The sequence below is a fragment of the Salipiger thiooxidans genome (assembly GCF_900102075.1).
Lineage (GTDB): Bacteria > Pseudomonadota > Alphaproteobacteria > Rhodobacterales > Rhodobacteraceae > Salipiger > Salipiger thiooxidans.
Genome location: NZ_FNAV01000010.1, coordinates 84,198 through 108,298, shown reverse-complemented (window position 1 = coordinate 108,298; position 24,101 = coordinate 84,198). Strand labels below are relative to the sequence as shown.

At 69.0% G+C, this 24,101-nt stretch carries 23 protein-coding genes; 15 read left to right on the top strand and 8 right to left on the bottom strand.

Annotated elements, in window-relative coordinates:
• The first annotated feature begins 258 nt into the window (after positions 1 to 258).
• Positions 259 to 960 carry a DUF1223 domain-containing protein gene (locus BLQ77_RS16075; protein WP_089961035.1) on the top strand — a complete coding sequence of 234 codons (702 nt, stop codon included), beginning with the start codon at positions 259 to 261 and terminating at the stop codon, positions 958 to 960.
• On the opposite strand, the gene BLQ77_RS16070 is transcribed toward BLQ77_RS16075, so the two are convergent.
• From BLQ77_RS16070 to BLQ77_RS16060, 3 genes are all read right to left on the bottom strand, one after another.
• A complete protein-coding gene (locus BLQ77_RS16070) occupies positions 924 to 1,856 on the bottom strand; it encodes a lysophospholipid acyltransferase family protein (protein ID WP_089961032.1) in 933 nt (310 codons plus the stop codon). The two genes, BLQ77_RS16075 and BLQ77_RS16070, sit on opposite strands and share 37 nt — an antisense overlap.
• A 346-nt stretch (positions 1,857 to 2,202) precedes the next feature.
• Positions 2,203 to 5,889 carry an efflux RND transporter permease subunit gene (locus BLQ77_RS16065; protein ID WP_089961031.1) on the bottom strand — a complete coding sequence of 1,229 codons (3,687 nt, stop codon included), beginning with the start codon at positions 5,887 to 5,889 and terminating at the stop codon, positions 2,203 to 2,205.
• Positions 5,886 to 7,199 carry an efflux RND transporter periplasmic adaptor subunit gene (locus BLQ77_RS16060; RefSeq protein ID WP_089961028.1) on the bottom strand — a complete coding sequence of 438 codons (1,314 nt, stop codon included), beginning with the start codon at positions 7,197 to 7,199 and terminating at the stop codon, positions 5,886 to 5,888. The genes BLQ77_RS16065 and BLQ77_RS16060 overlap by 4 nt, the downstream gene beginning before the upstream one ends.
• 305 nt (positions 7,200 to 7,504) lie before the next feature.
• On the opposite strand from BLQ77_RS16060, the gene BLQ77_RS16055 reads away from it, so the two are divergent.
• From BLQ77_RS16055 to BLQ77_RS16040, 4 genes are all read left to right on the top strand, one after another.
• Positions 7,505 to 8,161: a tetratricopeptide repeat protein gene (locus BLQ77_RS16055; RefSeq protein WP_089961023.1), complete on the top strand. Its 657-nt coding sequence runs from the start codon at positions 7,505 to 7,507 to the stop codon at positions 8,159 to 8,161.
• Positions 8,162 to 8,210: 49 nt separating this feature from the next.
• Positions 8,211 to 9,533, top strand: a complete 1,323-nt coding sequence (locus BLQ77_RS16050; RefSeq protein WP_089961021.1) for a BamB-related PQQ repeat family beta-propellar protein — start codon at positions 8,211 to 8,213, stop codon at positions 9,531 to 9,533.
• A 121-nt stretch (positions 9,534 to 9,654) separates the two neighbouring features.
• Positions 9,655 to 11,118, top strand: a complete 1,464-nt coding sequence (der, locus tag BLQ77_RS16045; RefSeq protein ID WP_089961018.1) for a ribosome biogenesis GTPase Der — start codon at positions 9,655 to 9,657, stop codon at positions 11,116 to 11,118.
• A 425-nt stretch (positions 11,119 to 11,543) separates the two neighbouring features.
• Positions 11,544 to 12,068, top strand: a complete 525-nt coding sequence (locus BLQ77_RS16040) for a hypothetical protein (RefSeq protein WP_089961017.1) — start codon at positions 11,544 to 11,546, stop codon at positions 12,066 to 12,068.
• A gap of 237 nt (positions 12,069 to 12,305) precedes the next feature.
• On the opposite strand, the gene BLQ77_RS16035 is transcribed toward BLQ77_RS16040, so the two are convergent.
• The 5 genes from BLQ77_RS16035 to BLQ77_RS16015 form a co-directional block, all read right to left on the bottom strand.
• On the bottom strand, positions 12,306 to 13,286 hold the full coding sequence (locus tag BLQ77_RS16035) for a zinc-binding metallopeptidase family protein (RefSeq protein ID WP_089961015.1): 981 nt from the start codon (positions 13,284 to 13,286) through the stop codon (positions 12,306 to 12,308).
• A 143-nt stretch (positions 13,287 to 13,429) separates the two neighbouring features.
• Positions 13,430 to 14,131 (bottom strand): TspO-related membrane protein, encoded by a 702-nt coding sequence (locus tag BLQ77_RS16030; RefSeq protein WP_089961011.1) that lies wholly within the window; start codon positions 14,129 to 14,131, stop codon positions 13,430 to 13,432.
• A 2-nt stretch (positions 14,132 to 14,133) separates the two neighbouring features.
• Complete coding sequence (gene serS, locus BLQ77_RS16025) at positions 14,134 to 15,426, bottom strand: serine--tRNA ligase (protein ID WP_089961009.1); 1,293 nt, start codon at positions 15,424 to 15,426, stop codon at positions 14,134 to 14,136.
• Between the two features lie 51 nt (positions 15,427 to 15,477).
• Complete coding sequence (locus tag BLQ77_RS16020) at positions 15,478 to 16,182, bottom strand: trypsin-like serine peptidase (RefSeq protein ID WP_089961007.1); 705 nt, start codon at positions 16,180 to 16,182, stop codon at positions 15,478 to 15,480.
• Between the two features lie 4 nt (positions 16,183 to 16,186).
• Positions 16,187 to 16,384: a hypothetical protein gene (locus tag BLQ77_RS16015; RefSeq protein WP_040383966.1), complete on the bottom strand. Its 198-nt coding sequence runs from the start codon at positions 16,382 to 16,384 to the stop codon at positions 16,187 to 16,189.
• A 600-nt stretch (positions 16,385 to 16,984) separates the two neighbouring features.
• Here BLQ77_RS16015 and yajC point away from each other — a divergent pair.
• From yajC to BLQ77_RS15965, 10 genes are all read left to right on the top strand, one after another.
• On the top strand, positions 16,985 to 17,272 hold the full coding sequence (gene yajC, locus BLQ77_RS16010; protein ID WP_008885212.1) for a preprotein translocase subunit YajC: 288 nt from the start codon (positions 16,985 to 16,987) through the stop codon (positions 17,270 to 17,272).
• Between the two features lie 24 nt (positions 17,273 to 17,296).
• The gene (secD, locus tag BLQ77_RS16005; RefSeq protein WP_008884280.1) at positions 17,297 to 18,958 is read left to right on the top strand and encodes a protein translocase subunit SecD; all 1,662 of its coding nucleotides are present in this window, start codon (positions 17,297 to 17,299) and stop codon (positions 18,956 to 18,958) included.
• A 1-nt stretch (position 18,959) separates the two neighbouring features.
• Positions 18,960 to 19,955 carry a protein translocase subunit SecF gene (gene secF, locus BLQ77_RS16000; protein WP_008883663.1) on the top strand — a complete coding sequence of 332 codons (996 nt, stop codon included), beginning with the start codon at positions 18,960 to 18,962 and terminating at the stop codon, positions 19,953 to 19,955.
• Positions 19,948 to 20,700 (top strand): sulfite exporter TauE/SafE family protein, encoded by a 753-nt coding sequence (locus BLQ77_RS15995; protein WP_242661741.1) that lies wholly within the window; start codon positions 19,948 to 19,950, stop codon positions 20,698 to 20,700. The genes secF and BLQ77_RS15995 overlap by 8 nt, the downstream gene beginning before the upstream one ends.
• A gap of 9 nt (positions 20,701 to 20,709) precedes the next feature.
• A complete protein-coding gene (locus BLQ77_RS15990) occupies positions 20,710 to 21,063 on the top strand; it encodes an Mth938-like domain-containing protein (protein WP_089961006.1) in 354 nt (117 codons plus the stop codon).
• Between the two features lie 123 nt (positions 21,064 to 21,186).
• Complete coding sequence (gene ccmA, locus BLQ77_RS15985) at positions 21,187 to 21,801, top strand: heme ABC exporter ATP-binding protein CcmA (protein ID WP_008885398.1); 615 nt, start codon at positions 21,187 to 21,189, stop codon at positions 21,799 to 21,801.
• Positions 21,798 to 22,454 (top strand): heme exporter protein CcmB, encoded by a 657-nt coding sequence (ccmB, locus tag BLQ77_RS15980; protein WP_008885957.1) that lies wholly within the window; start codon positions 21,798 to 21,800, stop codon positions 22,452 to 22,454. The genes ccmA and ccmB overlap by 4 nt, the downstream gene beginning before the upstream one ends.
• 108 nt (positions 22,455 to 22,562) lie before the next feature.
• On the top strand, positions 22,563 to 23,291 hold the full coding sequence (locus BLQ77_RS15975; protein ID WP_008884204.1) for a heme ABC transporter permease: 729 nt from the start codon (positions 22,563 to 22,565) through the stop codon (positions 23,289 to 23,291).
• Positions 23,288 to 23,446, top strand: coding sequence for a heme exporter protein CcmD (ccmD, locus tag BLQ77_RS15970; RefSeq protein WP_008884827.1), 159 nt, complete (start codon positions 23,288 to 23,290; stop codon positions 23,444 to 23,446). The genes BLQ77_RS15975 and ccmD overlap by 4 nt, the downstream gene beginning before the upstream one ends.
• 37 nt (positions 23,447 to 23,483) lie before the next feature.
• Positions 23,484 to 24,002, top strand: coding sequence for a DsbE family thiol:disulfide interchange protein (locus BLQ77_RS15965; RefSeq protein ID WP_089961264.1), 519 nt, complete (start codon positions 23,484 to 23,486; stop codon positions 24,000 to 24,002).
• Positions 24,003 to 24,101: the final 99 nt, after the last annotated feature.

The window sequence follows — 24,101 nt, the reverse complement described above, 5'->3', positions numbered from 1 at the left end:
GCTCCCTTGCGGCTGGCTGGAGATACGGTGTTCAGTTGCCACATTATCTGTATCGAAAGCAATGTGGTTCAAGGGGGTTTTCCGAATTTGTATACCACGGAATACCGCTGAAGCCGCACAATTTCCGTGCCCGGGCTGTCACCCGGCGGTCACCTTTGCAGCTTCCCGGCATCACCGGGTATCGCAAAACCTTGATTGGTTATTTCAACCCCGCTTGGGTACGCCCGGAGCAGGGGAAGTAAAGGGAATTCGGTCCAGATGAAGCGACTCACCCATTGGTTGGCAGCGGCAAGTCTCGCGATTTCCGCCAGCGTCGCACAGGCAGACGACGCTCCCGTGGTCGTGGAGCTCTTCACCTCGCAGGGCTGCGCCTCCTGTCCTGCCGCCGACGTGGTGCTGGCCGAGCTGGGCCAGATGGAGAACGTCATCCCTCTGGCGCTGCACGTGGATTACTGGGATTACATCGGCTGGAAGGACGACTTCGCCGATCCCGCCTTCACCAAGCGCCAGAAGGGCTATGCCCGCGCCGCCGGGCGCCGCTCGATCTACACGCCGCAGATGATGATCGGCGGCGTCTACGACGTGGTGGGCTCGCGGCCGATGAAGGTGGTGGACGCGATCCACCATCTCGCCGACAAGCCGGCACGGGCGCGGCTGAGCGTGACCCGCGGCGACGACGGGCAGATCGAGATTCACGCCGAGCCGCTGGGCACGCTGCCCGAAACCATCGTGCAGATGGTGCGCTACACGCCGGAATCGCGGGTCAGCATCCTCGAGGGCGAGAACGCCGGGCAGGCGATCACCTACACCCACATCGCCCATGGCTGGCAGGTGCTGGGCGTATGGGACGGGCAGGCGCCGCTCGAGATGGAGGTCTCGGTCGAGGGCGAGGACCCGATCGTGGTCCTGCTCCAGGAAAAGGATTACGGGCCCATATTCGCGGCGGCGCGCTTGCGCTGACGCCTGGCCTGCCGCTTGGGCTTCCAGCGGCGGTGGATCCAGAACCACTGCGTCGGGTCCTCGGCGATGCGCGCCTCGAGCCGCCGCGTCGCCTGGCGCATCATCTCCACCGGCTCGCCATGGGGAATGGGCGCCTCGAACACCGCCTCGAAGGACAGCCCGTCGGCCTTGCGGATGCCGAAGAACGGCACGAAAAGCGCGCCGGTCTTCACCGCGATTTCCGCAGCCGAGGTGAGCGTGGGCGCAGGCTGGCCGAGGAAGTCGATGGCCACCCCGTCGCTCGAGTAGACGTCGAAGAGCAGCACGCCCATGCCGCCCTCGCGGATGTGGCGCAGCAGCCCCATGGTGCCGCGCCGCCCCTGTTCGAAGACCGGATCGCTGAGCGCGTGCATGTTGGCGGCGTAATGCTCGTTGAAGAACGGGTTTGCCATCGGGCGGTAGAGCCCGCCGATGCGCCAGCCCCGGGCCACCAGCGCCGCGCGTGGGGCCTCGAAATTGCCGTAGTGCCCGGTGACGAAGAGCACCGGCCGGCCCTCGGCCCGGGCGCGCTCGATCTCGGGGAGACCATCGCCGGTGACCGGTGCATCGGCCATCCGCTGCAGCAGGCCCGGGACGTCGTAATTCTCGATCATCGTGCGCCCGGCATTGTCCGAGACCGCGTCGGCGATGCGCCGCCGCTCGGCCTCGGGCATCCCGGGCCAGACATGGGCGAGGTTCTCCATGCTGCGACGGCGGTAGCCTGCCAGCGGCGCGATGATCCGGCGCACGGTGCAGCCCATGAGCCGCACGCGGGTCTCATGCGGCAACGCCAGCGCCAGGGCGATCATCCCGCGCAGCGCACGGTCCGCCAGCCAGTCCACCCGGCCGCCCCGTGCCTTCTCCTCGCGCTTGCCCAAATGCCCGTTCCTTCCGTTCCGGCCGCAGAGATAGAGACCGCGACGCCCGCTCGCAAGCACCGGCTGCCCGCGCCGGTCCAACGGCCCCCCACGCGCTCCCCGTCACCGCACCGGACGCCCTCTCACCGGACGCCGCCGAAACCCCGCAGGAGCACCGCCCGAAGACGCCCCGCATCCCACGCTTCAACTTGCCCGGTAAACTCCCGCCGGAGGCATCCGACGCTCGCCAAGAGCACCGGCCAGGGACGCTCCGCGCCCCAAGCTTCATCTTGCCGGATAAACTCCCGCCGGAGGCATCGGTCCCGCTCCGCCCGCGTGGTGCCCGACAGGCAGACAGACGCTCCCGCTACTCCGCCGCCTTCAGTTTCGCCGCCGAAGTCGCGGGCAGGGGCGCGGCATCGGGCATGTCCTCCCAGAGAATCGTCGGCGCCTTCACCCGCCGTGCCGCCCGCGCGAGCGCCCAGTCCTGCGCCGCGCGGCTGCTCGCGCCCAGGGACAGTGCCGCCAGCGCCCGGGCGATCCAGCCGAGGTAGGTGCTGAACCACACCCGCAGGGCCAGCATCGCCGGGGTGAAGACCAGCGTGAGCACGGTCGCGATCGACAGCCCAAAGACCACAGCCGAGGCCAGCGGCTTCCACCACAGCGAGGTCGGGCTGTCGATGGCGTAGCCGCCGCCGAAGAAGTCGAGCGACAGGCCGATCATCATCGGGAACAGCCCCGCGATGGTGGTGATGGTGGTCAGCAGCACCGGCCGGATCCGGTCCTCGGCGGTGCGGATGATGGCCTCGATCCGCGGCATGTAGCGCGAGTAATCCTGATAGGTGTCGATGAGCACGATGTTGTTGTTGACCACGATACCCGCCAGCGCCACCACTCCGGTGCCCGACATGATGATCGAGAAGGTCTGGTCGAGCACGATCATCCCGAGGAACACCCCCGCGGTCGAGAGAACCACCGCGAGCAAAACCAGCACCGAGTTGTAGAAGCTGTTGAACTGCGCCAGCAGGATCACGAACATCAACGCCAGCGCCGCCGAGAAGGCCTGCCCGAGGAAGGCCTGGCTGTCGGCCTCTTCCTCCTGGTCGCCGGTCCATTCCCAGGTGACGCCCTGCGGCAGCGGGTTGGCTTCGAGCCATTCGGTGAGCGCCGCGATCCGCTCGTTCGGCGTCACCGGCACCACGTGCAGCGCGCCGTCCTGCGCCAGCTCCGCCAGATCGGACGCCGGGGCGCCGTCGATCACCGTGTAGCGCTTGCCGCGCAGCGTCAGCGCGCCCTCCGGATCCTCGCGGCCGAAGCCGGTCTGGCCGTCGTCGGTGGTGAATTTCACCAGCCCGTCCTCGACGCCCGCCTTGATGTCGAAGTGGCGCTTCTGGTCGACGCGGTTGATCTCGGCGAGCTTGGCCACGGGCTTGCGCGAGATGAAGTTCGAGAGCGGCACCAGCCCGTCGGCGGTGCGCACCTTGAGGTTGTCGAGCGTCGACAGCACCCGGTCCTTCTCGGGCAGGCGCACGCGGATGTCGATCTCCTCGTCCGAACTGTCCACCCGCATGGTGTCGAGCGTCAGCCCGCGGGTGACGAGCTGCACCATGGCGCCCACGGTGGCGACGTCGGCGCTGTAGCGGCCGGCTTCCTCGACATCGACGTCGATCTGCCAGTCGATGCCGGGCAGGGGACGGGTGTCCTCGATCTGGCGCAGCCCGGGCATGGCGTCGAACTGCGCGCGCGCCGTTTCGGTCGCGGCCAGCAGCGTGTCCCAGTCGTCGGCCTTGAGCCGCAGGTGCACGGGCTTGGCCGAGGCCGGCCCCATCGCAAGATCGATGATCTCGACCTGCATGCCGGGGATGTCGCCCATGGCCTCGGTCAGCTCGGCCAGCACGATGTCGCCGTCAAGCTCGGGGCGGTCGCGGCGCTGGTCCCACGGCACGATCTCGAGCTGGATCTGCCCGATGGTGTCCTTGGGCGGCTCCGAGCCGCCGGTGTTGGACGAAAGCCCGCCGTCGCCGGCAAAGGCGAAGGCGGTCGAGATGCCAGGGTGCGCCAGCACGATGCGCTCGGCCCGGCGCACCAGCGCGTCCTTCTCGGCAAGCGAGAGGTTGCCACGGGCGCGCACGTAGACGATGGCCTGCTCGGGCTCGCTCTCGGTGAAGAACTCGGTGCCGTTGTTGTTCTCGCCGTAGTAGCCGAACACCGAAATCACGAAGAACACCACCGCGCCGATGGTCACCAGCGGCATCACCGGGTTGCCGGTGACAAGCGCGATCAGCCGGCCGAAGAGGGTGCGGCGGTACTGGGCGCGGATGCGGCGGCGGGTGCGCTCGATGCGGGCGGCGTCGAGGGTGATCGAGGCCATGACCGCGAAGAGCAGGAACACCACGATGCCCGGCATCCGTGCCGTGTAGCCAGAGAAGGGCGAGAAGAAGAGGAAGTCGGGGTTCAGCACCATCATGGCGCCGACGAACATGCCGAGCAGCGCCACCGGCACCAGCGCCGCCCGGGCCCACCAGTTGGGCAGCCTGCGGCGCAGCCGGTCGGATTTGCGGTGCAGGATGCGCGAGAACCGCCCCGAGACGCCGCCCATCACCGGCAGGTAGATCAGCGCCACCACCAGCGAGGCCGAGAGCACGAAGATCAGCGTCACCGGCAGCATGCCCATGAACTGCCCCGCCACGCCCGGCCAGAACAGCATCGGCAGGAAGGCGCAGAGCGTGGTGGCAGTGGACGACACCACCGGCCAGAACATGCGCTTGGCGGCCTCGACATAGGCGTGCATCGGGCCGACCCCGTCCGAGATCCGCTTGTCGGCGTATTCCACCACCACGATGGCACCGTCGACCAGCATGCCCACGGCAAGGATCAGGCCGAACATCACGATGTTCGACACGGTGATGCCCATGCCCCAGAGCAGCAGGAAGCACAGCAGGAACGAGGTCGGGATGGCGAAGCCCACCAGCAGCGCGGCGCGGGTGCCGAGCGAGGCCAGCACCACGATCATCACCAGCGCGATGGCGGTCAGCACCGAGCCCTCGAGCTGCTTGACCATCGAATCGACGATCACGCTCTGGTCGTTGCTGGCGGCCACGGTCACCGCCGCGCGCAGCTCGGGCGGCCAGTCGGCCTCGGCCGCGGCCACCACGGCGCGGATCTCGGCCACGGTGTCGATGAGGTTGAAACCCTTGCGCTTGACCACCTGCAGGGCGACGGTGTTCTCGCCCTGGAAGCGGGCGGTGCCCTGGCGGTCCTCGAAGGTCAGGCTGATGGTGGCCAGATCGCCCAGCGTCACCACCCGGTCGCCGTTCACCTTGACGGGCAGGTCGTAGATATCGCGGGGCTCGTCGAAGCTCGACGGGATCTTCACCGAGAACGAGCCGCTGTCGGTCTCGACCTCGCCCGCCGCCACCAGCAGGTTGTTGTTCCGCACGACGTTGATGAGCTCGTTGGCGGTGACGTTGTAGGACTCGAGCCGCAGCGGGTCGATCACCACCTCGACCATCTCGTCGCGGTTGCCGGCGATGCCCGCCTCGAGCACCGAATCCAGCGCCTCGACCCGGTCCTGCAGGTCCTTCACCACCTGCGCCATGGTGCGCTCGGGCACCGGGCCCGTGAGCGACACGATCAGGATCGGAAACTCCGAGAAGTTGATCTCGTTGATCGAATAGTTCTCGGCCCCGTCGGGGAAATTGCCCTCGGCCTTGTTCATGGCGTCGCGCACGTCGGCCATGGTCTCGGTCTTGTTCCAGCCGAACTCGAACTCGAGCGCCACGCCGGCATAGCCCTCGGAGGCCACGCCCGAGAGCGTCTTGAGCCCGTCGAGATCGGCGAGCTCGGTCTCCATCGGCTTGACCAGCAGCTTCTCGGAATCCTCGGCCGAAATGCCGGGGAAGGGCACCGAGATGAAGAGCGCGGGGATCTCGATGTCGGGCTCACCCTCCTTTGGCAGCGTGACATAGGCGTAGCCGCCCGCCACCAGCGACAGGAAGATGAACGCCATCACCATGCGGGCGCGCTGAGCGGCCCAATCGACCAGTCCGGTCACTGGATGATCTCCTCGAAGCTCGGGGCGACGGGGACACCGTCGGTGACGTATTCCTGTCCCAGCGTGATCAGGTCGATCTCGGCCGGCAGGCCGCCGACCCAGATGCCGTCGCGGGTGTCGCGCAGCACGGTGACCGGCAGGAAGCGCGCGGTGCTGTCGGCGTCGACCGTACGCACCCCGAGCCGCCCGTCATCGTCGAGGGTCAGTGAGGACTGCGGCACCAGATGGGCCATGGCGCCCTCGGCCTCGATGGCGATCTCGGCGGTCTGGCCGGCGCGGATGGCAAGGTCGGGGTTGGCCAGCGTGATGTCGACGCGGAAGGTGCGGGTGGTCTCGTCGGCGCGGCGGGCGACGAAGCTCACCTGTCCGGTCACCGTGGCGCCGTCGATCAGCCGGGCGCCCGCGGGCGCGCCTTGCCGCACGCGCGAGACCTCGGCCTCGGGCACGTAGCCGACAATGCGCAGCGGATCGAGCTGCAGCACCGTGGCGCAGGTGGTGCCCACGCTCATCAGCGCGCCAAGCTCGGCGGTGTCGCTGTCGAGCACGCCGGAGAAGGGCGCGATGATGGTCAGGTTGTCGACCTCGGTGCGGGCGCGGGCGACGGCGGCGCGGGCGCTCTCGATCTGTGCCTCAAGGCTGTCGATCCCGGAGGTGGCGGATTTCACCCCGGCCTCGGCGCTGCGCACGGCGGCTTCGGCGGCGCGCTGCGAGGCGCGGGCAGAGGCCAGCGTGGTGCGCGAGCTGTAACCGTTCTCGGACAGGCGCTCGGCTGCGGTGAGGTTGATCTGCGCCTCTTCCAGCTGCGCCTCGGCCTGCGCCAGCGTGGCCTCGGCCTCGGGGATGCGGGCCTCGACCTGCGGGCGCTGCGCCTGCGCCTCGGCCAGCGCTGCCTCGGCCTCGGTCAGCGAGGCCCCGGTGGTGCCGGGCTCGAGCCGGCAGAGCTGATCGCCGGTCTCGATGGCGCGGCCCTTGCGCAGCGGCTCCGAGATCACGCGGCCGCTGGTCTCGGCCAGCACGTCGACCTCGCGCGAGGCCTGCGTCTCGCCCCGCAGCAGCACCGCGTCGTCGATCTCCTGCGCGACGGAGCGCATCGCCATCACCGCCACGGCGCCGCTGCGCGTCTCGGGCGCGGCGGGCTCTTCGGCCTCAGCCTCTGCCCCGGCGGTGTCGGCGGGCTCTTCGGCGGCGGGGGCGGCGCCCGCGGTCGGCGCAATGTCATTGGCCCAGCCCAGCAGGCGGTCGCGCTCCATCACCACGCCATAGAGCACGGCCATAACCACAAGCGCCGTGAGGATCGAGATGATACGCATCGTTCCGGTCTTTCCGTTCCTTGGCCGCGCGCGGCCAGCTTGTGCGACAACGGCCCAAGGCTGGCCGGATGCACCGGAAAGCGTTGCGCCGCGCGGGTGGCGGCGCCACCCTTCTTCCATCGGAGTGTAGACGGCTCGTTACGGATCGCTACTGAACTGTCTGGTTCAGTTTACGCGTGTTGCGTGTTTCGATCAAGCGTCCTCACGCGGGTGCGAGCGCTGGTGGCGGAACGGCGCCAGAGGATGCCTTGGCAGTCCCGGCGCGGGAGGGTAAGAGGGGGCGAACGACGACCAGCGAGGCCCCCGTGAGCGATACCGACAGTTTCATCGACGAAGTGACCGAAGAGGTCCGCCGCGACCGTCTTTTCGCCTTCATGAAACGCTGGGGCTGGGTGGCCGTGCTGCTGGTCCTGGTGCTGGTGGGGGGCGCCGCGTGGCGCGAATACACCTCCGTCCGGGATCAGGCCGCGGCGCAGGCGCTCGGGGACGAGATCCTTGCCGCGCTCGACGCCGACGAGGCCGGAGCCCGCGTTTCGGCGCTGTCCGAAATCTCTGCAGCTGGGCCGGGCGCGCAGGCGCTCATCGACATGCTGACCGCATCCGAGGCCGCCCGGGCGGGTGACGCAGACGCCGCCGAGCAGGCGCTCGAGGCCGTGGCGTCGAACGGCGACGTGCCCGAGATCTACCGCGAGATCGCCAGCTACAAGGCCTTCAGCCGCTCCGACAGCGGGCTCTCGGCCGAGGATCGCCGGGTCGGGCTCGAGGCGCTGGCCGTGCCGGGCAAGCCCTTGCGGCTGCTGGCAGAAGAGCAGCTCGCGCTTCTCGAGATCGAGCAGGGCGACACCGATGCCGCGAACGCACGGTTGCAGCGGATCATCGAGGATTCCGAGGCCACCGCGGGCTTGCGCCAGCGCGCGTCTCAGTTGATTGTAGCCATGGGCGGCAAGCCCGACGCCGGCTGAACGGCGATAATTCGGCAGGACTAAAGCAGGAAAGACGGGGGCAGGGGATTTGCGCATCACCACGATCACGGCTGGGCTCATCGGGCTGACGATGCTCTCGGCCTGCGAGGAGCCCGAGGTCATCCTTCCCGGGGAACGCTTCGGCACGCGGGAAATCCTGCAGGACGGCGAGACCGAGCCGGTCGCGGTCAACACCGCGCGCGCCATCGCGCTGCCGGCCAGCGTGAACAACGCCAACTGGGCGCAGAGCCCGGTGTCGCCCTTCGCGCGGGTGTCGCACCCGGCGCTCGGTGCCAGCCTGCGGCCGATCTTCTCGGTCAACATCGGTGCGGGCGACAGCCGGCGCGAGCGGCTGAACGTCGACCCGGTGGTCTCGGGCGGCCGCATCTTCACGATGGACGCCGAGCACATGGTCAGCGCGGTCAGCACCTCGGGCCAGATGCTGTGGCAGAAGAGCATGGTGCCGGCCCGCGACGCGGCCAAGCAGGCACAGGGCGGCGGGCTCGCGGCGGCGGATGGGCGACTCTATGTCGCGTCCGGCTTCGGCCAGCTCACCGCACTCGACGCCGCCACCGGCGCCGAGATCTGGACCCAGAAGCTCGGCAACACCGCCACCGGCGCGCCTGCCGTCTCGGGCGGGCTGGTCTATGTCACCTCGGGCGACAGTACCGGCTGGGCGATCGAGGCCGGCAACGGCCGCGTGCGCTGGACCTTGGACGCGATCGAGAACATCACCAACGTGGCCGGTGCGCCGACCCCCGCGCTCAGCGACGACGCGGTGATCTTCGCCTTCGGCAACGGCGGTGTGCAGGCGGCCTTCCGTCAGGGCGGGCTGCGGCTCTGGAGCGCCGACGTCGTCGGCCGCCGCATCGGTTCGGCGCTGGCTTCGGTCGGCGATATTACCGGCGGGCCGGTGATTTCGGGCAACCGCGTTTTCGTCGGCAACCACTCCGGTCGGGTCGTGGGCTTCAACCTCGGCAGCGGCGAGCGGCTCTGGACCGCGCGCATGGGCGCGCTCGGGCCGGTCTGGCCCGCGGGCGACTCGATCTTCCTCGTCTCGGACATGAACCAGCTGGTGCGGCTCGACGCCTCCACCGGCGAGCAGATCTGGGCGGTGCAGCTTCCCGGCTACGAGCCGGTGCGGCGCCCGCAGCGCAAGCGCGACAGCGCCTATGCGCATCACGGCCCGGTGCTGGCGGGCGGGCGCGTTGTCGTGGCCTCGTCCGATGGCTACCTGCGCAGCTTCAACCCCGAAACCGGCGCTCTGGTGGCAACCGCCGCCGTGCCGGGCGGCGCCACCACGGCGCCTGCGGTTGCGGGTTCGACGCTTTATGTTGTGTCCAAGGACGGACAGCTCATCGCCTATCGCTGAGCCAGCGGCCCCGGACCCGGATCGACCCTGCGCCGCGTCCTGAACGGCGCGGGCCAGAGTCCCCTTTCGCCAGCGGCGCAAATGCGCTATCGGGGCGGCTTGTGACCTTGAGGTGCATGAAATGACCTTTTCCCTCGCGATCGTGGGCCGTCCGAACGTCGGCAAATCCACGCTCTTCAACCGGCTTGTGGGCCGGCGGCTCGCGCTGGTCGACGACCAGCCCGGGGTGACGCGCGACCTGCGCGAGGGCGAGGGCAAGCTCGGCGACCTGCGCTTCACCGTGATCGACACGGCAGGCCTCGAAGAGGCCACCGACGACAGCCTGCAGGGCCGCATGCGGCGCCTGACCGAGCGCGCCGTCGACATGGCCGACGTCTGCCTCTTCATGATCGACGCCCGCGTCGGCGTGACGCCCACCGACGAGGTCTTCGCCGAGATCCTGCGCAAGCGCTCCAAGCACGTGATCCTCGCCGCCAACAAGGCCGAGGGTGCCGCTGCGGATGCGGGCGTGCTCGAAGCCTACGGGCTGGGGCTCGGCGAGCCGCTGCGCCTGTCGGCGGAGCATGGCGAGGGCATGCCGGAGCTCTACAGCGTGCTGATGCCGCTGTCCGACGGCTTTGCCGAGCGTGCCGCCGAGGAAGCGCCCGAGACCGAGGTCGAGCTGTCCGAGGAGGACGGCGACGACATCGACACGGCGCTGCCCGAGATCACCGACAAGAAGCCGCTGCAGATCGCCGTCGTGGGCCGCCCGAACGCGGGCAAGTCGACGCTGATCAACAAGATCCTCGGCGAGGACCGGCTGCTGACCGGCCCCGAGGCCGGCATCACCCGCGACGCCATCTCGGTCCGGCTGGACTGGGACGGCACGCCGATGCGGATCTTCGACACCGCCGGCATGCGCAAGCGCGCCAAAATCCAGGAAAAGCTCGAGAAACTCTCGGTCTCCGACGGCCTGCGCGCGGTTAAGTTCGCCGAGGTGGTGGTCGTTCTGCTGGACGCGGCGATCCCCTTCGAGCAGCAGGACCTGCGCATCGCAGACCTCGCCGAGCGCGAGGGCCGGGCCGTGGTCGTCGCCGTCAACAAGTGGGACGTCGAAGAGCACAAGCAGGAGAAGCTGCGCGATCTCAAGGAGGCCTTCGACCGGCTGCTGCCGCAGCTTCGCGGTGCGCCGCTGGTGACGGTCTCGGCGAAGACCGGGCGCGGGCTCGACCGGCTCAACGCCGCGATCCTGAAGGCCTGGGAGATCTGGAACCGCCGCGTCTCGACCGGCCAGCTCAACCGCTGGCTCGAGGGCATGGTCTCGTCGCACCCGCCGCCCGCACCGCAGGGCAAGCGCATCAAGCTGCGCTACATGACCCAGGCCAAGACCCGGCCGCCGGGGTTCGTGGTGATGTGCTCGCATCCCGACAAGATGCCCGACAGCTACACGCGCTACCTCGTCAACGGCCTGCGCGAGGCCTTCGACATGCCGGGCACGCCGATCCGGCTCTACATGCGCGGACAGGGCGACCGGAACCCCTACAAGGGCCGCCGCGAGAAGAACGCCGGCGCGCTGAAGAAACACCTCGGCAAGCGCAAGGGCTGAGCCTCGGGCCGGCGGTGCCGTTTTGCAGGCTTCTCCGGCGCATCGGCGACTTGGCTGGCCGACGCTGGACCGGTTCGACTCCGCGCGGGTCCGGGATCGCGGGCAAGGCCACGGGTTTCGGTATAGGTTTCTATGAATCCCGTCGCCCGGGGCGCGGGCGTTTGCCCTGCGTATGTTCGCGGTCTCCAGGCTCTTCCGTAGAGTATTATTTTTATCCAGTGGCTTAGGGGGCGTTTCTCAGGCGAAGCGTCAGATGGCCGCAGGGCAGGGTCGGGCAGGCGCAGGGGCGCTTCCTGAAGTACGCTCGGCCGTTTCACAGCCCCGGCACCGCCCGCGTCGAGCGGGCCGCACCTTGCACTCCGGGAGCGTTTCGCGGGATAGGACGGCGCAACAACCCGACAGACCCTCGAGAGCCGAAAGCCATCATGTCCCAGACCGATCTTCTCAAGACCGATTGCTCGAAATGCGCGGCGCTCTGCTGTCTCGTGCTGACCTTCGACAAGGGCCGGGATTTCGCCTTCGACAAGAACCCCGGTGAGCCCTGCCGGAACCTCGCGGGACACAGCTGCTCGATCCACGACCGGCTGACCGATGAGGGCATGGCGGGCTGCGTCGCCTATGATTGCCTCGGCGCCGGCAACCGCGTCGTGCAGGAGGTCTTCGCCGGCCAGAGCTGGCGCGACGAACCGCGGCTCACGCGGGTGATGATGGAAGCCTTCATGGCCATGTGCGAGGTCCACAAGCGCATCGACCTGCTGCGCGCCGCCGAGACCCTGCCGCTGGAGCCCCGCGACGAGCAGACCCGACGCGATTTCCTCGGCCGGCTCGAGCAGCATCGCTGGAGCGGGCCCGAGCTCAACGATATCGAGGTCGGACTGGCGCTCGAGATCGACATCTTCTTCCACGTGATCCGGCAATATGTTCCGGAAGAGGCTTTCGCCGGCTGGTGAGGTCGGACGGAGTTCCGGGGGACCGGGGCGTCGGGTCCGGGCTGCGTGGTGCGGGTTTCGTGGTGAGGACCGCGTAGGCAGATGGGGGGCGCTGCCCCCTCTTGGCCTGCGGCCAATTCACCCCCGGAGTTTATCTGGCAAGATGAAGGGCGGGGCCTCGTGACGGGGCGGTTGGCGCGTGCGTCTGTCGGGACGGGGTTTGTGGGCGTGCGGCGAAGGGCTCTGCCGGTGGTGCGCTCAGTCGCTCGTGGCGTTGCGGCGGAGCCAGCCGTGGGCGAAGGCGAGCTTGTCGCGGACGCCCTGGGTCAGCACGAAGGGGTAGAGGTCGGGCAGGTCCATGGCGCGGTTGACGTGGTTGATCGCGATGGCAAGGTCGATGGCCATGGTGATCTCGTGCTCGGTGTCGCCCGAAGCATAGGCGTCATGGCCGGACTCGGGGCCGTCGGGCAGCGCCAGTTGCGCGGCGGCGGCGCTGTCCACCAGGTCGATCAGGTGCAGCAGGTGGGCGATGGTCTCGGCCCAGTCCTCGTGTGGGTGCGCGGTGGCATAGCTGGTGATGTGGTCGTTATCCGCCGGTTTCGGCGCCTCGTAATGCCGTTGCAGCGCCGCGCCGTAATCCTCGCGTTCGTCGCCGAAGAGGGCGCGGAAGGCTTCGGCGAAGGCCGGGTCCTCGGAGAGGCGCAGGAACAGGAAATGCGCGGTCTCGTGGCGCATGTGGCCGAGCATGGTGCGGTAGAGCTCGCCCAGCTCTTCCTGCCGTTCGGCCAGCACCGCCTCGCTTGCCTCGGTGACGTTGATGGTGATCAGCCCGTCCGCGTGACCCATCACGATGTCGGCCTCGCCCGAGGCGGTGTTCTCGGAGAGCAGCCGGAACACCGGGCGCGCGCCGGGATCGTCGGGGGTGAACCAGCCCCAGCGGATCAGGTTCGCGAGCATCCAGCGCTTGGCCAGTTCCGAGGTCTCCCACAGCGGCCGGTTGCCGTCCTCGCGCAGGTCGGGGAGGGTCTCGGTCATGGCACAGGAGCGGCAGAGCCCGCCGGTTTCTGCGGTCCAGTTACAGCCGATCACCTCTCGGTTGGCACAGGGTTCAGCCTCGGCCTCGGCCAGCGGCAGCATCACCTGCGCGTCGGGGGCGAAGACGACCTGCTGTCCGCAGGTGCAGCCGGTGTTGTGGAAGTAGAGCGATGCGCCGCAGGCGGGGCAGCGGAAGATCTGCATTCTCGTGGGTCCTCGTCCGTGACACTGCAACCCAAACACCGGCCGGTGGCGGCGGGTTCCATCGGCGGGGCCGGGACCAGTTTGGCGGGAAACGCCGGCGGCGCAAGTCCGGGGTCGCGCAGGCGCTGCGTCTCGGGAGGGGATTACTCGGTGTCGGTGCCGCGCAGGGCGAGGATCGCGAAGATCCCGAGCACCGCCAGCCCGGCCACCGCGATGTTGAACGGCGAGGAGTTGGCGACGATCACACCCACCAGCGCCCAGATCACCGTGATGCCGTAGAGCGGCGCGCGGTGCAGGCGGTACTGGATCACCAGCGCGATGGCGAGGGCGATGGCGAGCCCTACCAGTGCGGCGGGCGTGGCGGGCAGCAGCCCGTAGCCCGCGAGCAGCAGCCCGATGGAGACCGAGGCCGCCGCCGTGAGCCAGCCCGCGTAGACCGCCAGCGGAGAGGTCTGCAGCCAGCGGTCCATGTCGCCCGCGAGAAAGAGCGCGATCAGCGCCGAGACCAGCATCACCCAGATCAGCACCGTGGCCGCGATCGGCGAGAGCTGTGCCACCGGCAGCCAGACCACACCCACGGCGAGGCTCAGCAGCAGTGGCTTGCGGTGAGGTTGCCAGTCCGGGTCCTCGGCGCGGCGGAACAGGCCGAAGCCGGTGCCCGCCACAAGCCAGAGGTAGATCAGCCCCCAGATCGCGAAAGTGTAGCCCGCCGGCTGCACCGGCGGGTTGTCCTGCGGCACGGGGAAGGCGTCAGGCGCGAACCCCGCGAAGCCGGGAAACAGCACCGGCCCGGCAGCGAAAATCACCGCGGCCACGAAGACCAGTGCTGCCCAGAGCTTGTTCATCCTCAGACCAGGTCCCCGTTGGCGGTGAGCGTGGTGCGGCCGCCGAGCCACGGCTGCAGCGCCTCGGGCAGCCTGACCGAGCCGTCCGCCTGCTGACCGTTCTCGAGCACGGCGATCAGGCAACGGCCGACCGCGAGTCCCGAGCCGTTCAGCGTGTGCACGAAGTCGGGCTTGCCGCCTGCCGTGGGCTTGAAGCGCGCGTTCATGCGCCGGGCCTGGAAATCGCCGCAGACCGAGACCGAGGAGATCTCGCGATAGGTGTTCTGGCCGGGCAGCCAGACCTCAAGGTCATGGGTGCGGCGCGCGCCGAAGCCGATGTCGCCGGTGCAGAGTGCCACCGTGCGGTAGGGCAGGCCGAGCTTCTCGAGGATGCCCTGCGCGCAGCCGGTCATCCGGTCGAGCTCGTCGCGGGATTTGTCCGGGTGCGTGATCGAGACCATCTCGACCTTCTCGAACTGGTGCTGTCGCAGCATGCCCGCGGTGTCGCGCCCGGCGCTGCCCGCCTCGGAGCGGAAGCACTGGGTGTGCGCCACATAGCGGCGGGGCAGGGTGTCCTCGTCCACGGTCAGGCCGTTGACGATGTTGGTCAGCGTCACCTCGGCGGTGGGCACCAGCCACCAGCCCTCGCGGGTCTGGTAGCTGTCATCGCCGAATTTCGGCAGCTGCCCGGTGCCGTACATCATCTCTTCGCGCACCAGCACCGGGGTCCAGGTCTCGGTGAGGCCGTTCTCCTCGACATGGGTGTCGAGCATGAACTGCGCCAGTGCCCGGTGGATGCGCGCGACGGCGCCGGAGAGCACCACGAAGCGGGCGCCCGAGAGCTTGGCGGCGGTCTCGAAATCCATGCCCTTGACCACGCCGGGAAGCTCGTAATGCTCCCTGGGCGTGAAATCGAGCGATGCGGGCGTGCCCCAGCGGTGGATCTCGACGTTGTCGGCCTCGTCGGCGCCATCGGGCGTGTCGTCGAAGGGCAGGTTGGGCAGGCCCATGAGCAGCTCGGCGAGCTGCGCGTCGAGCTCCTTGGCCCTGGTCTGCATCTCCGCGACCTCGGCCTTTTTCTCGCCCACCAGCGCGCGCAGGCGCTCGAACTCGGCCTCGTCGCCGCTGGCCTTGGCCTTGCCGACTTCCTTGCTGGCCTTGTTCTGCTCGGCCTGAGCGGTTTCGGCGGCGTGGATCGCGGCGCGGCGCTCTTCGTCCATCGCGAGGATGGCCGGCGATTGCGACGGCATCCCGCGGCGAGACAGCGCCGCGTCGAATGCGGCGGGGTTTTCTCGGATGGCGCGGATGTCGTGCATCGTCCCTAGTCCTTCTTTTCGGGTGCGAGTCGCGGCGGTTATGCCCTCTTTTCACTCGGAGGTGTAGGGGGCGCCCCGCAACAGGCGCTCGCGAAGCCATTCATCGACCGGCACCGCCAGCGTATCGCCCTGCGCGGCGGCAGCCACGACCCCCACGATGCGCCAGCCCGGACCGCCGGCCAGCACCGGCCCGCCGGAGTTGCCGGGCCGGACCGGGCAGGCGATGCGCAGCAGCCGGTGGTCGCGGGCGCCGGCGCAGTCGAAGCGCGCCGACAGCCGGTGCGGGCGGTGGTCGTGGTAGCCCACGAGGGCAAAGGGCGGGGACAGCGCGCTGCCGAGCGTCAGCGGCGTCACGTCGAGCGGCGTGGCCAGCGTCACCAGCGCGAGGTCGTGCTCGATATCGAGCGTCACGCGGGCGTAGGCGCGCGGGTGGATCTCGTAGGAGGCGACGGCGCTCTCGCCGGCGAACTCGCCGCCGAGCCAGCCCGCGACGAAATGCAGGGTCTCGGGGCGCACCGGGTTGCCGTCGGGCCCGGCGAGGCAATGCGCCGCGGTCAGCACGAGGTCGGGAGCGACGAGCGCGCCAGAGCACATGCCGCGACGGTTGTAGCCCTTGGTGTTGAGCCGTCCCACCGCCTGCCACGCGGTGTGATCCTCGAGCGGCAGGGCCGGCAGCTCCTGCGCGGCGGCGGCTCCGGTGCTCAACGCAAGGAGCGCCGCGGCCAGCAGCCGCGGAGGGCGGAGGCGCCGGGGCACGGGCTCACCAGTCGGGGTGATAGTACTTGCCGCCGCCCACGCTGAAATTGATCGGGCCGCACTGCTTGCCGACCGAGACGCCGGTGCCGATCCCGCCGGTACCGACATTGATGTTCACGTCGGCGGTCGGACGACCGGGCGTGCATTGCGCGCACCCCGCAAGGAAGCTGGCGGTGAGGCCTAGAGTGATCAAGAAGCGCATCGGATCCCGTCCCGTCTGGTTCGCATGGGGTAGGCGGTTCGCCCGTGGTTCTGGTCGGGGCATCGGTTGGCGGCCCCGTGCCGCGTCAGCACTGCGGCGACCCCGCCAGCCTAGGCGGAGGCCGGTCCCTGGCGCAATAGCGCAGGCACTCGCGGGCCGCAGGGGCAGGTGAGGCGGCAGGGGCCCCGGCGCTGGCGTCATCGGTGATCCTTGAGGCCGCGCGCTCCTTGTGCTGGTGGCAACGGGACCTCGCGAGGCCGTGCGTTCCCTGTGCTGACGCCATCAGTGACCCTCGGAGTCTAGCGCTCCATGCGGTTCCCGTGCCGTGATCCCTTCGCCGGCGTCGGCGTGCTGGCGCCGGCGTGAACGGGCGCACCCTCGTTCACGCGCCGATCTCCCGCCTCCGCCGCAACCGGAGCGGTTGCTGCCGATGCGTCAAGGCGCGTCTGGGGGCAGGGACGGCGCGGGGACCCCTGATGTGGCGCATTTCCGGGCGCTGGGACGCGGTGTTGACGCCTTGCATCCGCTAACGTTCGCACATAGGTTCCGCGCGACTTCACGGGGGGAGGCCCCCACCCATCACACACGAGGAGCCCGCCCATGGACACAAGCGCGATTGCCCAGTTTATCCCTCTCATCCTGATCTTCGCGATCATGTATTTCCTGCTGATCCGTCCCCAGCAGAAGAAGATGAAGGACCACCAGAAGATGGTTACCGCCCTGCGCCGCGGCGATCAGGTGGTCACCCAGGGGGGCATCATCGGCAAGGTCTCGAAGGTCAAGGAAAACAACGAGGTCGAGATCGAGATTGCTGACGGCGTCCGGGTGCGCGTGGTCCAGAACACCATCGCGCAGGTGCTCTCCAAGACCGAACCGGCCGAAAGCTGAGATCAAGACCCGAAGGGCGCCTAGATGCTGCAGATCGATACCTGGAAACGCGTCCTTATCTGGGCGCTCGTGGTGGCGGGGCTGGTGCTGGCGGCGCCCAACCTCTTCTACTCCCGCGTGGAATCCCACAATGACGCCGTGAAGGCGATCGAGAAGTCGGGGTCCACCGCCGAGCTTGAGGCGCAGGCCGGGCAATGGCCCGAGTGGCTGCCCTCGGATCTCGTCAACCTCGGTCTCGACCTGAGGGGCGGAGCCCACCTTCTGGCCGAGGTCCGCGTGGCGGACGTCTACCAGTCCCGGATGGAGGCGCTCTGGCCCGACGTGCGCGACGCCCTGCGCGGCGCCCGTGACGAGGTCGGCACCATCCGGCTGCAGAGCTCCGAGCCCGGCACGTTGCGGGTGCGGATCTCGAAGCCCGACGGCATGGCCCGCGCGCTCGAGCTGGTGCGGGCGCTGGCGCAGCCGGTGGTCTCGCTCACCGGCGCCGGTGCCACCGACCTCGAGGTCTCGGGCGAGGGCAGCGACATCGTCGTGCAGCTCTCCGAGGCCGAGCGCCAGGCCACCGACGAGCGCACCATGCGCCAGTCGCTCGAGATCATTCGCCGCCGCATCGACGAGGTCGGCACGCGCGAACCCACGATCCAGCGCCAGGGCTCTGACCGGATCCTGATCCAGGTGCCCGGCATCGGTTCGGCGACCGAGCTGAAGGACATCATCGGCACCACCGCGCAGCTGACCTTCCAGCCGGTGGTGAGCCGCACCACCAACCCCAACGAAAACGCAGGATCCGGCAACGAGGTGCTGCCGTCGCTCGACGAGGACGGCGTATACTACGTGCTCGAACAGGCGCCCGTGGTGACCGGCGAGGAACTGGTGGATTCCCAGCCCTCCTTCGACCAGAACGGCCGCCCCGCGGTGACCTTCCGCTTCAACCCGAGTGGCGCGCGCAAGTTCGGGGACTACACCGCCGAGAACATCGGCTCGCCCTTCGCCATCGTGCTCGACGACGAGGTCATCTCGGCCCCGGTCATCCAGAGCCACATCGCCGGCGGCTCGGGCATCATCACCGGCAATTTCAGCGTCGAGGAAAGCACCAACCTCGCGGTGCTGCTGCGCGCAGGCGCGCTGCCCGCCGGGCTCGACTTCCTCGAGGAACGCACCATCGGCCCCGAACTCGGGCAGGACAGCATCGACGCGGGCAAGCTCGCCACCGGCGTGGCCTTCGCCGCGGTGCTGATCTTCATGGCGCTGACCTATGGGCTCTTCGGACTCTTCGCCAACGTGGCGCTGATCCTGAACATCGGGCTCATCATGGGCATCCTCTCGGCCATCGGCGCCACGCTGACGCTGCCCGGCATCGCCGGCATCGTGCTCACCGTCGGTATGGCGGTGGACGCCAACGTGCTGATCTTCGAGCGCATCCGGGAGGAACTGAAATCCGCCCGCGGCCCGGCCCGCGCCATCGAGCTGGGCTACGAGCGGGCGCTGTCGGCAATCATCGACGCCAACCTCACCACCATCATCACCGCGGTGATCCTCTATGTCATCGGCTCGGGGCCGGTGCGGGGCTTCGCCATCACGCTGGGCCTCGGCATCGTCACCTCGGTGTTCACCGCGATCTGGGTGACGCGCCTGCTGATCGTGATCTGGTTCGAACGTCGCCGCCCCCGGACGCTGGAGATCTGACATGCGCCATCTTCGACTGGTCAAGGACGAGACCTCGTTCGACTTCTTCAAGCACTGGAAGCTCTGGCTCGGCATCTCGGGCGTGATGCTGATGCTCGCGATGGTGAGCTTCGGGGTCCGCGGCCTGAACTACGGCATCGACTTCATGGGCGGCACCACGATCCGCACCGAGAGCGCGCAGCCGGTGGACGTGGGCGCCTATCGCCAGGCCATCGACGCGCTGGGGATCGGCGACAGCACCATCTCCGAGGTCTTCGACCCGAGCTTCGGCCCCGAGCAGAACGTCGCCATGGTGCGCATCCAGGCGCAGGACGACGAGGAAGCCGTCACCCCCGAGACCATCGCCGCGGTCGAGGCGGCGCTGCAGCAGGTCGCACCGGACATCCGCTTCGTCTCGGTCGAGAGCGTCGGGCCCAAGGTGTCGGGCGAGCTCATCCAGACCGCCTTCCTCGCCGTGGCGCTCGCCATCGGCGCGGTGCTGGTCTACATCTGGCTGCGCTTCGAATGGCAGTTCGCCGCCGGGGCGGTTCTGGCGCTGGTGCATGACGTGCTGCTGACGATCGGGGTGTTCTCCGAGGTGGGCATCCGCTTCGACCTGTCGATCATCGCGGCGCTGCTGACCATCGTCGGCTACTCGCTGAACGACACGGTGGTGGTCTTCGACCGGGTGCGCGAGAACCTGATCAAGTACAAGAAGCGCCCGCTGAAGGAAGTGCTGAACATCTCGATCAACGAGACGCTGAGCCGGACCATCATGACCTCGCTCACCACGCTGCTGGCGCTTTTCGCGCTGTTCGCACTGGGCGGCGACGTGATCCGCGGCTTCGTCTTCGCGATGATCTGGGGCGTCTTCGTCGGCACTTACTCGTCGATCTTCGTGGCCTCGGCCCTCCTGCTGTGGCTGGGCGTCAAGCGTGACTGGTCGAAGCCGGACGCCGAGGCCGAGGCCAACGGCAAGTCCAAATCGAAGGGCCCGTCCGCAGGCGCGAGTGTCTGACGCCTTCGCCCAGGCCCTGGCAGTCCCCGGGCTCTGGGTGATGCTCGTCACGTGTTTCGTGGCGGGGCTGGTCTACGGCTTCGCCGGCTTCGGCTCGGCGCTGGTCTTCATGCCGGTGGGGGCGATCTTCCTGCCGGTGCAGACCTCGATCGCGGCCTTCAGCCTGTGCTCGCTGGCCTCGGTCTTCACCGTGCTGCCGCGCGCCGTCACCGAGGTGAACCGGCGCAACACGGTGCTCATGGTGGGCGCGGCGCTGCCCGCCGTCGCGGTCGGGCTCTGGGTGCTGAAACAGGCCGACATGACGTGGCTCCGCTGGGCGGTGGTGAGCGTGGCCGCGGTGACGCTGGCGGCGCTGGTGACCGGCTGGCGCTACCGCGCGGTGCCCGGGCCGGGGATGCGCATGGCGGTGGCCGGGGCTACCGGCTTCGTCGGCGGCGCGACCGGCCTTCTGGGACCGGTGCTCATCCTGTTCCAGCTCGCGGGGCAGGACACGGTGGCGCGGTCGCGGGCCACGATCCTCGTCTTCCTGACCCTTACCACGGTGCTGTTGCTGCCGCTCATGGCCCTTCAGGGCCTCCTGACCCAGGCGGCCATTCCTCTTGGACTTCTCATGCTTCTGCCGTATGGTCTGGGCACGAAAGTGGGCCAGGCGCTGTTCAGACCGGCACGGGAGGAGGGATACCGTGTTGTGGCCTACCTTATCATCGCAACGGCAATCGTGCTGGGATTGCCGGTATGGGACTAGGGGACTACCATGCAGATGAAGGAAATCAGCTTCGGGGCAGCGCAGCCCGTGGACGGTTATGGCCCGGGGTTTTTCCGGGTCGGTGGCCGTGCGGTCGAGGGTGCGCTGTGCCTGTCTGTGGAAGGCGCCCTCGCCTGGGGTGGGCTCGAGGACGCGGAAACGCTCGTCCGGCTCGCCGATGATGCCGACGTGATTTTCATCGGGACCGGCACCGCCATGGCGCCGTTGCCGAAGGAGCTCTCGGAGCGACTGGCAGAGGCCGGAGTCGGATTCGAGATCATGAACTCGCCCTCAGCCTGCCGTACCTACAACGTGCTGCTCGGCGAAGGCCGGCGCGTCGCGCTGGCGGTTCTGCCGGTCTGACGCGGCGCCTTCGGGCGGCGGTGGCAGGGTGCGTCGTTCCGGACTGACGAAACGGCGGGGCGACGCTCCGCCGCGCGCTTTTGCCGCTTTTCCCGGACGTGGGGCTGAGGTACTTCCGACCCCATGATGCTGACTGTGCGCGATCTTGCGGTCTCCCGGGGCGGGGTGCCGGTGCTTGAGGGGGTCTCGTTCGACCTCGCGCCCGGCCGTGCGCTGGTGCTGCGCGGCCCCAATGGCTGCGGCAAGACCACGACGCTGCGCACCGTGGCGGGGCTGCAGCCGCCCTTCGAGGGAACCATCGAGGGCGCCGGCGAGCGCATCGCCTATGCCGCCCATTCCGACGGTCTGAAATCCATGCTTTCGGTGACCGAGAACCTGCGCTTCTGGGCGCAGGTCTTCGGCACGACCGACATCGCCCCGGCGCTGCGGGACTTCGATCTAGAGGGGCTGGCGGACCGGCTCGCGGGCAATCTCTCGGCCGGGCAGAAGCGTCGGCTGGGGCTGGCGCGGCTGATGGTCACCGGGCGCCCGGTCTGGGTGCTGGACGAGCCCACGGTGTCGCTCGACACGGCCTCGGTGGCGCTCTTCGCCGCGGCGGTGCGCCGGCATCTCGCCGAGGGCGGCTCGGCGCTGATCGCCACCCACATCGACCTCGGCATCCCCGAGGCGGAGATCTTCGACATGACCCCCTACAAGGCCGCGCCCCGCGCGGCGGTGCAGGACGAGGCCTTCCTGTGATCGCGCTGCTGCTGAGGGACCTGCGGCTGGCGGTGCGCGCCGGGGGCGGCTTCGGCCTCGGGCTGGCGTTCTTCCTGATTGTCACGGTGCTGGTACCCTTCGGCGTCGGGCCCGAGACCGGCCTGCTGTCGCGCATCGCGCCCGGGGTGCTGTGGATCGGCGCGCTCCTGGCTTGTCTGCTGTCGCTCGACCGCATCCTCGCGCTCGACTGGGAGGACGGCTCGCTCGATCTGCTGGCCACCGCGCCGCTGCCGATGGAGGGCATCGTCACCGTCAAGGCGCTGGCGCACTGGCTGACCACGGGCCTGCCGCTGGTGCTGGCGGCGCCGCTGCTGGGCGTGCTGCTGAGCCTGCCGCCGGGGGGCTATCTCTGGGTCATGGTGTCGCTCGCAGTGGGCACGCCGGCGCTGTCGGTCATCGGCACCTTCGGCGCAGCGCTGACCGTGGGGCTGAAGCGCGGCGGGCTGCTGCTGTCGCTGCTGGTGCTGCCGCTTTACGTGCCGACGCTGATCTTCGGCGCCGAAGTGGCCCGGCGCGGGGCCGAAGGGCTGGCGGTCGAGACGCCGCTTCTGATGCTGGGCGGGGTCAGCGCAGGCGTCATCGCGCTGCTGCCCTTCGCGAGTGCCGCGGTGCTGCGCATCAACCTGCGGTGACGGGGGCGGCCTGTGCGCTCCGGGAGCCTCGGGCTGCGGCGCCACGTGCCCTTGCTCATGACGCAAAATTCAGGTGAAACCATCCAGCAGCTGCGCTAGGGGAGAGCCATGTCGATCTGGGAATACGCCAACCCCGTGAAATTCATCCGCACCACGGATGTGGTGCTGCCGTGGATCTCGGTGGCGGCGGTGCTGTGCCTCGCGACCGGACTGGTCTGGGGCTTCTTCTTCACTCCCGACGACTACCGGCAGGGCTCAACCGTCAAGATTTTCTACCTGCACGTGCCCGCCGCGATGATGGCCATCAACGCATGGGCGATGATGCTGGTGGCGTCGCTGGTCTGGATCGTACGCCGCCACCACGTCTCGGCGCTGGCCGCCCGCGCCGCAGCACCGGTGGGCGCCACCTTCACGGTGATCGCGCTTGCGACCGGGGCGCTCTGGGGGCAGCCGATGTGGGGCACCTGGTGGGCGTGGGATCCGCGCCTGACCTCGTTCCTGGTGCTGTTTCTCTTCTACCTCGGCTACATGGCGCTCTGGTCCGCGATCGAGAACGACGACACCGCCGCCGACCTGACCTCGATCCTCTGCCTCGTGGGATCGGTCTTCGCGATCCTGTCGCGCTACGCGGTGCTGTTCTGGAACCAGGGCCTCCATCAGGGCGCGTCGCTGTCGCTCGACAAGCAGGAGAACGTGTCAGACATCTTCTGGTACCCGGCGCTGGTCTGCATCGCGGGCTTCGTGCTGCTCTTCGTGGCGCTGGTCTTCCTGCGCACCCAGACCGAAATCCGCGCCCGCCGCTCGCGTGCGCTGCTGGCACGGGAGCGCCAGGCATGATGCCCGACCTCGGAAAATACGCCTTTGCCGTGCTCGCCTCCTACGGAGTCGGGCTCGGGCTGATCGTCATCCTCGTGGTGGCAAGCGTGCTGCGGGCCCGCAAGGTCCGGGCAGAGCTGGAACAGATCGAACAGCGGAGCAAACGACATGGCTGAGAGCAACGACGCACCGGCGCGGAAGATCTCACCGCTCATGATCCTGCCGCCGCTGATCTTCGCGGCCTTCGCGATCATGGCCTATTTGGGCATGCAGCGTGGCGACACCCACACGCTGCCCTCGACCTTCATCGGCCAGCAGGCGCCGGGGCTGCCGGCCGAGACGCTCGAGGGCTTTGGGGGCGTGACCGACGCCGACCTGCGCGACGGGCAGGTGACGGTGGTGAACTTCTGGGCCTCGTGGTGCCCGCCCTGCCGCGCCGAACACCCCCGGCTGCTGGAGCTGCAGCAGGAGGGCGTGCGCATCGTCGGCGTCAACTTCAAGGACAAGGCCGGGGCTGCGGGCAGCTACCTCACCGAGGAGAAGTCGCCCTTCATCGGCGTGCCCTTCGATCCGCAGGGCCGCGCCGCCATCGACTGGGGCGTGACCGGCCCGCCCGAGACCTTCATCGTGGCAGGCGACGGCACGGTGCTGCACAAGCACGTGGGGCCGCTCGCAGGGACGCTCTACACCGACGTGTTCCTGCCGGCACTGCACGAGGCGCTGGGGCGCTGAGACCCGCCGGGCGGAAGGCTACAGTCAAAGGAAAAGGGCGCGTGGGGAACGCGCCCTTCTTGTTTCCGGACTGGCGTCTTGAAATGCGTGCCGGTCCTT

Bases quoted from the DNA above. Each gene is read 5' to 3' on its own strand.
- BLQ77_RS16075 (WP_089961035.1), top strand. From the start codon at position 259: ATGAAGCGACTCACCCATTGGTTGGCAGCGGCAAGTCTCGCGATTTCC.
- BLQ77_RS16060 (WP_089961028.1), bottom strand. From the start codon at position 7,199: ATGCGTATCATCTCGATCCTCACGGCGCTTGTGGTTATGGCCGTGCTC.
- der (WP_089961018.1), top strand. From the start codon at position 9,655: ATGACCTTTTCCCTCGCGATCGTGGGCCGTCCGAACGTCGGCAAATCC.
- BLQ77_RS16040 (WP_089961017.1), top strand. From the start codon at position 11,544: ATGTCCCAGACCGATCTTCTCAAGACCGATTGCTCGAAATGCGCGGCG.
- BLQ77_RS16035 (WP_089961015.1), bottom strand. From the start codon at position 13,286: ATGCAGATCTTCCGCTGCCCCGCCTGCGGCGCATCGCTCTACTTCCAC.
- BLQ77_RS16030 (WP_089961011.1), bottom strand. From the start codon at position 14,131: ATGAACAAGCTCTGGGCAGCACTGGTCTTCGTGGCCGCGGTGATTTTC.
- serS (WP_089961009.1), bottom strand. From the start codon at position 15,426: ATGCACGACATCCGCGCCATCCGAGAAAACCCCGCCGCATTCGACGCG.
- BLQ77_RS16015 (WP_040383966.1), bottom strand. From the start codon at position 16,384: ATGCGCTTCTTGATCACTCTAGGCCTCACCGCCAGCTTCCTTGCGGGG.
- yajC (WP_008885212.1), top strand. From the start codon at position 16,985: ATGGACACAAGCGCGATTGCCCAGTTTATCCCTCTCATCCTGATCTTC.
- secD (WP_008884280.1), top strand. From the start codon at position 17,297: ATGCTGCAGATCGATACCTGGAAACGCGTCCTTATCTGGGCGCTCGTG.
- secF (WP_008883663.1), top strand. From the start codon at position 18,960: ATGCGCCATCTTCGACTGGTCAAGGACGAGACCTCGTTCGACTTCTTC.
- BLQ77_RS15990 (WP_089961006.1), top strand. From the start codon at position 20,710: ATGCAGATGAAGGAAATCAGCTTCGGGGCAGCGCAGCCCGTGGACGGT.
- ccmA (WP_008885398.1), top strand. From the start codon at position 21,187: ATGATGCTGACTGTGCGCGATCTTGCGGTCTCCCGGGGCGGGGTGCCG.
- BLQ77_RS15975 (WP_008884204.1), top strand. From the start codon at position 22,563: ATGTCGATCTGGGAATACGCCAACCCCGTGAAATTCATCCGCACCACG.
- ccmD (WP_008884827.1), top strand. From the start codon at position 23,288: ATGATGCCCGACCTCGGAAAATACGCCTTTGCCGTGCTCGCCTCCTAC.
- BLQ77_RS15965 (WP_089961264.1), top strand. From the start codon at position 23,484: ATGATCCTGCCGCCGCTGATCTTCGCGGCCTTCGCGATCATGGCCTAT.